Source organism: Streptomyces oceani, from assembly GCF_001751245.1.
Classification (GTDB): domain Bacteria; phylum Actinomycetota; class Actinomycetes; order Streptomycetales; family Streptomycetaceae; genus Streptomyces; species Streptomyces oceani.
On sequence record NZ_LJGU01000159.1, the window covers coordinates 17,048 to 28,705 of the forward strand.

The window sequence follows — 11,658 nt, forward strand, 5'->3', positions numbered from 1 at the left end:
GGCGCGGCGCCGCTGCGCCAGCGCGTCCAACAGGGCGTTCCCGGGGGCGTAGTTGGCGTGTCCGGGGCCGCCGAGCACGCCGGAGGTGGAGGAGAAGAGCACGAAGGCCGACAGGTCCAGCTCGCGGGTGAGCGCGTCCAGGTGCAGCGCGCCGCCCACCTTGACCCGCAGCACCGCCTCCAGCCGGGCGGGGTCCATGGTGCTGATGACGCCGTCGTCCAGCACGGCGGCGGCGTGCACGACGGCCGTCAGCGGGGCGGTGTCCGGAACCGTCGCCAGGGCCTCCCGCAACTGCTCGCGGTCCGCGATGTCACAGGCGAACGCCTCCGCCTCGGTGCCGGACTCGGCAAGCTCGTGTACGAGTTCGGCCACGCCCTCGGCGTCCGGGCCCTGCCGGCTGAGCAGCAGCAGGCGCGGCGCGCCGCACGCGGCGAGCCAGCGGGCGACCTCCCGGCCGAGCGCCCCGGTGCCGCCGGTCACCAGCACGGTGCCGCTCGGGGTCCAGTGCCGGGCGGGCGCGAGACCGCCGGTGCCGGCCCGTACGAGCCGCCGCGCCAGCACGCCGGCCGAGCGGACGGCGAGTTGGTCCTCGTGCCCGATACCGGCCAGCGCGGCGGTGAACCGGGTGGCCGCGCGCTCGTCCCAGCGCTCCGGCAGGTCGATCAGGCCGCCCCAGCGCTCCGGCTGTTCCACGGCGACGACCCGGCCGAAGCCCCATACGAGGGACTGGGACAGCGAGTCGACGGGAGTGTCGGGCTCGGTGGCCACCGCGCCCCGGGTGGCGAACCACACCGGCGCGCGCACGTCCAGCTCCTCCAGGGCCTGGACGAGGAGCAGCGAGACTGCGTAACAGACGGGCAACTGGCCGTCTGCATACGGGCGTTCGTCGGTGCTCAGCAGGGAGAGCACGCCGGTGACGGGGGGCACGTCGGCGCCCGTGTCCGCCGCACCCGTGTCCGCCGCGCCCGTGTCCGCCGCGCCCGGGTCGGCCGCACCGATGTCGGCCGGGTCAGCCGCGCCTGAGTCGGCCAGCGCCGTACGCAGCGCCGCCACGGTCGCCTCCCGCCCGGCGCCGTGCGGCAACGGGACGAGGACCGGCCGGGCCCCGGCAGTCCGCAGCGCGTCCAGCACGGCCGCGCACCGCTCGGTGTCCGTACGGTCCTCGGCCACCGGCACCAGCCAGCGGCCGTACGGCAGCGGAGCGGCGCCGGAGGCACTGACCGGCCGCCACACGACGCGGTAGCGCCAGGCGTCCACCTCGGCCGTACGGACGCCGCGCTCGCGGTAGCCGGAGAGCGCGGGCAGCAGCGCCGCCACGGTGGCCGGGTCGGCGTCCAGCGTGCGGGCCAGGGCGTCCGGGTCGCCCTCGCTCACAGCCGCCCAGAACGGCTCGTCGGCGGCGGCCTCGGCGGCGCCGGTCCCGGCGGATCCGGTGGGCTGGCTGAACGTCGGCCAGTAGGTGCGGCGTTGGAAGGCGTAGGTGGGCAGCTCCACGCGGCGGCCTGCGGTCCGCCCGGGCCCGTGCGCGGCCGGCCCGTACGCCGCGTGCACCGCGGCCCAGTCCACCGGGCCGCCGTGCGCGAAGAGTTCGGCCAGCGAGGCGAGGAACCGCTCGGCACCACCCTCGTCCCGGCGCAACGTGCCCACCACGGCGGCGTCGAGGATGCCGGCCGCCTCCAGGGTGTCCCGTACGGCGGGGGCCAGCACGGGGTGCGGGCCGGACTCCACGAAGACCCGGAAGCCCTCGCGGGTGGCCAGCGTGTGCACGGCGTCCTCGAAGCGGACGGTGCCGCGCAGGTTGCGGTACCAGTAGTCGGCGTCCATGCCCTCGCCGTCGGCCCAGTCCGCGGTGAGGGTGGAGAAGAAGGGGATGGCGGCGCGGCCTGGTTGGACGGTCGCCAGCTCGGTCAGCAGGGTCTCGCGGATACGCTCGACGTCGGAGGAGTGCGAGGCGTAGTCGACACTGACCCGCTTGGCGCGTACGCCCCGCTCGGTGAGGTCGGCGCCGAGTGCGTCCAGCGCCGTCGCCGCGCCGGAGAGTACGACGGACCGCGGGCCGTTGACGGCGGCGATAGCCAACTCGGCGCTTTCGCCGGACTGTTCGCCCGACCGCTCGTCGTGCCGGTCCGGCAGCAGCGCCTCGACCTCGGCGCGCGGCAGCGGCACCGAGAGCATGCCGCCGGGGCCGGCTATCCCGGTGATAGCGCGGCTGCGGTGCACGACCACCCGGGCAGCGTCCCGCAGCGAGAGCACGCCCGCCACACAGGCCGCGGCGATCTCCCCCTGGCTGTGCCCGACCACGGCGGCGGGCCGTACGCCACGGGCCTGCCACAGCCGGGCCAGCGCGACGTTCACGGCGAACAGCGCCGGCTGCACCACGTCCACCCGGTCCAGGCCGGGCGCGCCCGGGGCGCCGGCGAGCACCTCCCGCACCGACCAGTCGGTGAACTCCTCCACCGCACCGGCGGTCTCGGTCAGCGCCGCGTCGAACTCCGTGTCCTCCTCCGCGAGTCGGGCCGCCATGCCGTCCCACTGCGGGCCCTGGCCGGGGAAGACGAGGACCGTGCGGTCGTCCGAGGCGCTGGCGCCCCGCACCACGCCCGCGGTGGGCGTGTCCTCGGCCAGGCCGTCCAGACCGCGCAGCAGTTCCGGCCGGTCGCGGGCGAGCAGCACGGCGCGGTGGTCGAAGGCCGTACGACCGGTGGCCAGCGACCAGGCCAGGTCGCCGAGCGGCGACCGCTCCTCGGCGGGCGTGCCGCCCAGGGCCGTACGCAGCCGGGCGGCCTGGGCGCGCAGCCCGGCGGCGGTGCGGCCGGACACCGGGAAGGGCAGCACCGGCGGCTCGGCCGTACGCGCGGTCGGTTCCGCCGCCCGCTGACCCGCCTGGGACTCGGCGGCCGGAGCGGGGGCGGGGTCCGACGACGCTGCCTCCGGCTCCGGCTCCGGCTCCGGCTCCGGCTCCGGCTGTTCCAGGATCAGGTGCGCGTTCGTCCCGCTGACCCCGAAGGAGGACACCGCCGCGCGGCGCGGACGCTCCAACTCCGGCCACCGCTCGGCCTGGTCCAGCAGGCGTACGCCGCCCGCCGACCAGTCGACATGGCTGGAGGGCTCGGTCAGGTGCAGGGTGCGCGGCAGCGTGCCGTACCGCATGGCCAGCACCATCTTGATCACCCCGGCGACGCCGGCGGCGGCCTGGGTGTGGCCGAGGTTGGACTTCACGGAGCCCAGCCACAGCGGCCGATCCGCCGGCCGGTCCTGGCCGTAGGTGGCCAGCAAAGCCTGCGCCTCGATCGGGTCACCCAGGGTCGTGCCGGTGCCGTGTGCCTCCACCGCGTCGACGTCGCCGGGCGCCAACTCCGCGCCGTCCAGCGCCTGCCAGATGACCCGTTGCTGGGAGGGGCCGCTGGGCGCGGTCAGCCCGTTGGAGGCGCCGTCCTGGTTGACCGCCGAGCCGCGTACGACCGCCAGCACCGGGTGCCCGTTCGCCCGCGCGTCGGACAGCCGCTCCACCAGCAGCATCCCGGCGCCCTCGCCCCAGCCGGTGCCGTCCGCGTCGTCCGAAAACGCCTTGCACCGGCCGTCCGGGGCCAGCCCACGCTGCCGGCTGAACTCCAGGAACACCCCCGGCGTGGACATCACCGTGGCGCCACCGGCCAGCGCCAGGTCGCACTCGCCCGACCGCAGCGCCTGGATCGCGAGATGCAGCGCCACCAGCGAGGAGGAGCAGGCGGTGTCCACGGATACCGCCGGCCCCTCCAGACCCAGGGTGTACGAGATGCGGCCGGAGACCACGCTCGGCGAGTTGCCGACGCTGTCCTGCGCCTCCGGGTCCTGGGCGGCGGCCAACAGGCTCGGGTAGTCCTGCAGGTTGGTGCCGGCGAACACGCCGGTGCGGCTGCCCTTCAGGCTCGCCGGGTCGATGCCGGCCCGCTCGACGGCCTCCCAGGAGGTCTCCAGCAGCAGCCGCTGCTGCGGGTCCATCCCGAGCGCCTCGCGCGGGGCGATCCCGAAGAAGCCGGCGTCGAACTCCCCGGCTCCCTCCAGGAACCCGCCCATCCTGGTGTACGCCTTCCCGGGGGTGCCCGGCTCCGGGTCGTACAGCCCGTCCAGGTCCCAGCCCCGGTCGGCGGGCCAGGGGGACATCGCGTCGGTGCCGGCGGCAAGCAGCCGCCACAGCTCCTCGGGGCTCTCGGCACCGCCGGGAAAGCGGCAGCCCATGGCGACGATAGCGACCGGCTCCCGGTTGCGGGCCTCCGCCGCGGCCAGCCGCTGCCGCGTGCTGTGCAGGTCGGCGGTGACCTTACGGAGATAGTCGAGGATCTTCTCTTCGTCGCGCATGTCCGCTGTCCGCTCCTGTGTGTCCCGGTGTCTCGCGTGCTCACGTGCCCACGTCCTCGCTCGCCCGCGGGCAGGTGAGCACGAGGGCACGTCCTCGCGGCTACGAGATGCCGAGGTCGTTCTCGATGAAGTCGAAGATCTCGTCCGCCCCCGCGGAGCTGATCCGTTCCTGGACGTCCCGGGAGTCCCCCGCCGGTGCCTCCCCGCCGGCGGAACCGCCCGAGCCACCAGGGATCTCGCCGTTCCACTGGGTGAGCAGCGTACGCAGCCGGGCGCCGATCCGGGAACGCTGCGCGTCGTCCTCCGGGACCGCCGCCAACGCCTCCTCCAGCCGGTCGAGTTCGGCCAGTACGGGCTCGCCGCCGGTGCCGTCGGTCACCAGCTGGCCGCGCAGGTGCGCCGCCAGCTCCTGGGCGGAGGGGTGGTCGTACAGCAGGGTGGCGGGCAGTTGCAGGCCGGTGGCCAGTCCCAGCCGGTTGCGGAGTTCGACCGCCATCAGCGAGTCGAAGCCGAGCGAGCTGAACGGCTTCCGCGGCCCGATCTCGTCCAGTTCCTGGTGACCCAGCACCCCGGCGACCTGCGTACGAACCAGCCGCACCAGGACCCGCTCCTGCTCCTGCGGGCCCCCGCCGGACAGTTCGGCACGCAGCTGGTCGCCGCCGGCCTCGCCGTCCAAGCCGTCCCGGGCCGAGCCGAGCGTGCCGAGCGCGGCCACCTCCGGCAGCGCGGACAGCAGCGGGCTGGGCCGCAGCGCGGTGAGCCCTGGGGCGTACCGGGACCAGTCGAGGTCCGCGACGGTGCGGGCGGTGGCCCCGCGGCGCAGCGTCTCCTCCAGCGCCGCCAACGCCCGCTGAGGGTCGAGGGGATTGGTGCCGGCCCGGCTCATCCGTTCGGTCACCCGGGGGTCGGTGGCCATGCCGCTGCCGGACCAGGGGCCCCAGGAGACGGTTGTGGCGGGCAGCCCCTCGGCGTGCCGCAGCTGGGCGAGGGCGTCCAGGCAGGCGTTGGCCGCGGCGTAGTTGGCCTGCCCGGCGGAGCCGACGGAGCCGGCGATCGAGGAGAACAGCACGAAGGCCGACAGCTGCCGGTCCCGGGTCAGCTCGTGCAGGTGCCGCGCGGCGGTCTGCTTGGCGCGCAGCACGGTGGCCAGGCTGTCCGGGGTGAGCCCGTCGATCGGCCCGTCGTCCAGCACCCCCGCGGCGTGTACGACCAGGTCGACCGGGTGCTCGGCGAGCAGCGCGGACAGCGCGTCGCGGTCCGCGGCGTCGCAGGCGGCGAGGGTCACCCGGGCGCCGGTGGCGGCCAGTTCGGCCTCCAGCTCGGCGGCTCCGGGCGCCGCCGAGCCGCCGCGACTGACCAGCAGCAGGTGTTCGGCTCCCCGCTCCACCAGCCAGTGCGCCACCCGCGCGCCGAGGGCGCCCGTACCGCCGGTGACGAGGGCCGTACCGGAGCAGGTCCAGGGCTCGTCCCCGTCCCCGCCGGCCGCTGGTGCCGCGACCCGCTCGAGCCGGCGGGCGAAGAGGCCGGCGGACCGTACCGCCAGCTGGTCCTCTACGGCGCCGGTCGGCTCCGCGCGCAGCCCGTCCAGGGCGGCGCACAGCCGCTCGGCCGTACGCTCGTCCAGCCGCGGCGGCAGATCGACCAGGCCGCCCCAGAGCCGGGGGTGTTCGAGCGCGGCGACCCGGCCGAGACCCCAGACGGCGGCCTGTGCGGGCGCCGACACGTACTCCCCGGGATGTACGGCGAGCGCGCCGCGGGTGACGCACCACAGCGGGGCGTCCACACCGAGGTCGGACAGCGCCTGCAACAGCGTGGTGGTGGCGACAGCCGGACCGGCGTCAGCCGCAGCGAGGGCGGCCGACGCCTCGATGCCGGTGTCCGTGTCGTGGCCCGGTTCGGCCAGCGCCAGCAGCGACAGCACCCCGGCGGGGGCGCCGTGCTCCTCGGTCAGTTCGCGCAGCAGTTCGGTCAGCGCCGTACGGTCCGTGGCGACGCTCGCGTCCAGCGGTACGGGGCGCACCCGCGTCCCGTGCGCGTGCAGGGCGCCGGTGACGGTGGCGACCCAGTCGGTGTCGGCGAGCGCAGCCGGCACCGGCAGCAGCCAGTCGCCGGCCAGGGTGGACCCGGTGGTCCCGCCGGCTGGTCGCCAACTGATCTGGTACTGCCAGGAGTTGAGCGTCGCGCGGTCCTGCTCGCGACGGCGCCAGGAGGCGAGCGCGGGCAGCAGCCGACTCAGCGCGGCGTCGCCGTCCGCCGGCTCGTCACCCGCGACCGGCGGCGCGCCGAGCGCCAGCTGGGCCGACAGCCCGGCCACGTCGGCCCGCTCGACGGCCGACCAGAACGCCTCGTCCGCCGCCGAGCCCTCCCCGGACCCACCGGCGCCGGCCGGCGTCGGGGTTTCCGCGGTCTCCGGCTCCAGCCAGAAGCGGCTCCGCTGGAAGGCGTACGTGGGCAGGTCGACCCGACGCGTCGGGATGTCCGCGTACGTGCCGGCCAGGTCCGTCTCCGCGCCCCGCGTGTGCAGGGTGGCGACGGCCAGCAGCGCCGTACGGGCCTCCTGCCGGTCCCGGCGCAGCAGCGGCACGGCGGTGCTGGGCGCGCCGGTAGCGGCGAGGTTGTCCAGCGCCATGGCGGTCAGCGCGCTGTCCGGGCCCAGCTCCACGAACGCCCGTACGCCGTCCTCGGCCAGCGTGCGTACGCCGTCCCCGAACCGCACGGCCTCCCGCACCTGCCGGACCCAGTGGTCCGGCGAGCACAGCTCCTCCGCGGTGGCGAGGGCGCCGGTGCGGTCGGAGACCACCGGCAGGACGGGCGCGGCGTAGTCGACGCTGGCGGCGACCCGCGCGAAGTCGTCCAGCATGGCGTCCATGCGCGGCGAGTGGAAGGCGTGGCTGACCCGCAGCTCGCGCACCTTCCGGCCCTGGGCGGCGAAGCCGCCGGCGATCTCGGCGACCACTTCCGCGTCACCGGAGAGCACCGTGGCCATCGGGCCGTTGACGGCGGCCAGCGAGACCCGCTCGGTGTGGCCCTCCAGCGCCGCCAGCGCCTCCTCCTCGGTGGCCTGTACGGCGGTCATCGCGCCGCCCTCGGGCAGCGCCTGCATCAGCCGGCCGCGCGCGGCGACCAGCCGGCAGGCGTCCGGCAGCGTCCACACCCCGGCGACGTAGGCGGCGGTCAGCCCGCCGATGGAGTGGCCGAGCAGCGCGTCGGGGCGTACGCCCCAGGAGCGTACGAGGGCGTACAGCGCGGTCTCCACGGCGAACAGCGACGCCTGGGTCCAGGCCGTACGGTCCAGCAGCGCGGCCTCGTCGGTGTCCGGCTCGGCGAGGACCACCTCGCGCAGTGGGGGGCCGTCCAGTTCGAGGTGCCGGTCGAGCTCGGCGCACACCTCGTCGAAGGCGTGCGCGTACGCGGCGAAGCGGGCGTGCAACTCGCGTCCCATACCGGGGCGTTGGGCGCCCTGCCCGGTGAACAGGAAGGCGGTGCGGGCGCTCGCGGCACCGTCGCCCCGCACGACCTGCGGCAGCTGGGCGAGCCGCGCGGCGTCGGCGCCCTGGTCTTCCTGGGCGAGGGCGTCCAGGGCGGACCGCAGCTCCTCGTGGTCCGCCGCGACGACCACCGCGCGGTGGTCGAGCACGCCGCGGGTGGTGGCCAGCGACCAGCCCAGGTCCGGGAGTCGGGGGCGCCCCTCGGACGCGCTGAGGTGGGTGCGCAGCCGCTTGGCCTGGCCGCGCAGGGCCTCGGCGGTGCGGCCGTACAACGGCAGCAGCACGGCGTCGCCCGGCTCAGCAGCCGGTTCGGCGCCCGGCTCGGTGGACGCGTCGGCCGGCGCGGTGGCGGGCTCGACCGCCACGGCGGCCGGCCCCTCCTCCAGCACCACGTGCGCGTTGGTGCCGCTGATCCCGAAGGACGAGACACCGGCGCGACGTGGCAGGTCCGTACGCGGCCAGGCGCGCGCCTCGGTGAGCAGTTCCACCCGGCCCGCCGACCAGTCGATGTGTTCCGAGGGCTCGTCGACGTGCAGGGTACGCGGCAGCTCCTGGTGCTCCATCGCCTGCACCATCTTGATCACGCCGGCCACCCCGGCCGCCGCCTGGGTGTGCCCCAGGTTGGACTTCGCCGAGCCCAGCCACAAGGGCTGGTCCTCCGCCCTGCCCTGCCCGTAGGTGGCCAGCAGCGCCTGCGCCTCGATCGGGTCGCCGAGCGAGGTGCCCGTGCCGTGCGCCTCCATCGCGTCCACCTCGGCCGGTTCCAGCCGGGCCGCGGCCAGCGCCTCACGGATGGCGCGCTGTTGGGACGGCCCGCTGGGCGCGGTGAGACCGTTGGAGGCACCGTCCTGGTTGACCGCCGAGCCGCGCAGCACGGCCAGTACGCGCTGCCCGTCCCGCTCCGCGTCGGACCGGCGGCGCAGCAGCAGCACGCCGACCCCCTCGGAGAAGCTGGTGCCGTCCGCGTCCGCGGAGAAGGCCTTGCAGCGCCAGTCGCCGGCCAGCCCGCTCTGCTTGCTGAACTCGCCGAAGGTGCCGGGGGTCGCCATCACGGTCACCCCGCCGGCCAGCGCCATGCCGCTCTCGCCCTGCCGCAGCGACTGCGCGGCCATGTGCAGCGCGACCAGCGAGGAGGAGCAGGCCGTGTCGACGGTGACCGCCGGGCCCTCCAGCCCGAAGGTGTACGCGACCCGGCCGGAGATCACGCTGCCGGACACGCCGGTGCCGAGGTAGCCCTCCATGCCGTCCGGGATGCTGGTCAGCCCGGCGCCGTAGCCGGAGCCCATGGCGCCGACGAACACCCCGGTGCGGCTGCCCTTGACGGACTGCGGGTCGATGCCGGTGCGCTCGAAGACCTCCCAGGAGGTCTCCAGCAGCAGCCGCTGCTGCGGGTCCATCGCCAGCGCCTCGCGCGGGCTGATGCCGAACAGCGAACGGTCGAACCGGCCCGCGTCGTACAGGAATCCGCCCTGCCCCTCGGGCATGCCGGAAAGGTGCCAGCCACGGTCGGTGGGGAAGGCGGAGATGGCGTCGCCGCCCTCGGCGACCAGCCGCCACAGGTCCTCGGGGGACTCCACGCCGCCCGGGTAGCGGCAGGCCATGCCGACGATGACGATCGGGTCGTCGTCCTCGACCGCCCGCGGTCCCGTCACCGTGGGAGCCGCCTCGGCGACGGTCTCCACGAGTTGGTCGCGCAGGTGCCGGGCCAGTTCCACCGGCCGGGGGTGGTCGAAGACCAGGGTCGCGGACAGCCGCAGCCCGGTCGCGGCGCCCAGTTGGTTGCGCAGTTCGACGGCGGTCAGCGAGTCGAAGCCCAGGTCCTTGAACGCCTGCTCGGCCCCGACCGCCTCGGCGTCCGGGTAGCCGAGGATCGCCGCGGCCCGTGCGCGTACCGTACGGCTCAGCAGCCGCTCCTGCTCGGCGGCGGTCAACCCGGCGAGTGTGCGTGCCAGTTCGCCGCCCTCGGCGGCTCCGCCGGCGGCGGCCGTACGGCGCGCCGTGACCCGTACCAGGCCACGCAGCAGCGGCGTGAGCCGCCCGGCGGTGGCCTGCTTGCGCAGCGTGGGCAGGTCCAGGCGTACGGGCGCGAGCACCGGCTCGTCGGTGACCAGCGCGGTGTCGAACAGCCGCAGCGCGTGCTCGGTGCTCAGTGCGGGCAGTCCGGAGGCGGCGATCCGCGCCAGGTCCTCGTCCCGCAACTGGCCGGTGATGCCGCTGTGTTCGCCCCACAGGCCCCAGGCCAGCGAGACCGCCGGCAGGCCCAGGGCGTGCCGGTGCTGGGCGAGCCCGTCCAGGGCGGCGTTCGCGGCGGCGTAGTTGGCCTGGCCGGCGCCACCGAGCAACCCGGCGATCGAGGAGAACAGCACGAAGGCCGTCAGATCCTGGTCCCGGGTCAGTTCGTGCAGGTGCCAGGCCGCGTCGGTCTTCGGCCGCAGCACGCCCGCCAGCCGCTCCTGGCTGAGCGCGCCGAACACGCCGTCGTCCAGCACGCCCGCGGTGTGCACCACCGCGCGCAGCGGCCGGTCCGCCGGGATGTCCCCAAGCAGCGCGGCCAGCGCGTCCCGGTCCGCGGCGTCGCAGGCGGCGATCCGCGCCTCGGCGCCCATCTCCCGCAGCTCGGCGGTCAGTTCCGCCGCCCCGGGCGCGTCCGGGCCACGCCGGCTGGTGAGCAGCAGGTGGCGTACGCCGTGCCGGACGACCAGGTGCCGGGCCAGCTGTGCGCCGAGGGTGCCGGTGCCGCCGGTGACGAGCACCGTGCCCTCCGGGTCCCAGCCGGTCGGGAGGGTGAGCACCAGCTTGCCGACGTGCCGGGCCTGGCTCATGTGCCGGAACGCCTCCGGGGCGTGCCGGATGTCCCAGGCGCGTACGGGCAGCGGGCTCAGGTGGCCCGCGTCGAACAGTTCGGCCAGCTCCGCCAGCATGCCGCCGATCCGGTCGTGCCCGGCCTCCCACAGGTCGAAGGCGCGGTACGCGACGCCCTCGTGGTCCCGGGCGACCTGCTCGGCGTCGCGTACGTCGGTCTTGCCCATCTCCAGGAACCGGCCGCCACGCGGCAGCAACCGCAGCCCGGCGTCGACGAGTTCGCCGGCGAGCGCGTCCAGCACGACGTCGACGCCCGCGCCTGAGGTGGCCTCGCCGAACCGCTGCTCGAAGCCGCTGTCCCGGGAGGAGGCGAGGTGCTCCTCGTCGAGTCCCAGCTCGCGCAGCACCTCCCACTTGCCCTCGCTCGCGGTGCCGTAGACCTCGGCACCGAGGTGTCGCGCGAGCCGTACGGCCGCCATGCCGACGCCGCCGGCCGCCGCGTGCACCAGGACGCGTTCGCCGGGCTCCAGGGCGCCGAGGTCGCGCAGCGCGTAGTAGGCGGTGAGGAAGACCATCGGGGTGGTGGCGGCCTGTTCGAAGGTCCAGCCGTCCGGCACCCGGGTGACCAGCCGCCGGTCGACGACGGCCAGCGGCCCGAAGGCGCCCGGTATCAGGCCCATCACGCGGTCTCCGACGGCGAGTCCGGTGACGCCGGGGCCGGTCTCCAGCACCGTACCGGCGCCCTCGTTGCCCATGTTGGCGGCACCCGGGTACATGCCCAGGGAGATCAGCACGTCCCGGAAATTGAGTCCGGCGGCGCGCACGGCGACCCGTATCTCACCCTCCGCCAGCGGCTCGCACGCGTCCGGGTGCGGCACGAGGGACAGGTCGTCGAGGCTGCCGCCCGCACCCTGGGCCAGCAGCCAACCGTCCGTACCCGCCGGCGGGACGAGCGCCTCGCCGGTACGGGCCGAGGCCAGCCTGGGCAGCAGCACCGTGCCGGCGCGGAGGGCCAGTTGGCCCTCTGCTG

At 75.8% G+C, this 11,658-nt stretch carries 2 protein-coding genes; both read right to left on the reverse strand.

What is annotated here, in order from left to right; genetic code table 11:
* Positions 1-4,428: type I polyketide synthase (locus AN216_RS29835; protein WP_420855800.1), on the reverse strand; the 4,428-nt coding region annotated here is incomplete at its 3' end.
* A gap of 10 nt (positions 4,429-4,438) precedes the next feature.
* A partial coding sequence (locus tag AN216_RS25300) for a type I polyketide synthase (protein WP_139140993.1) occupies positions 4,439-11,658 on the reverse strand: 7,220 nt, incomplete at its 5' end.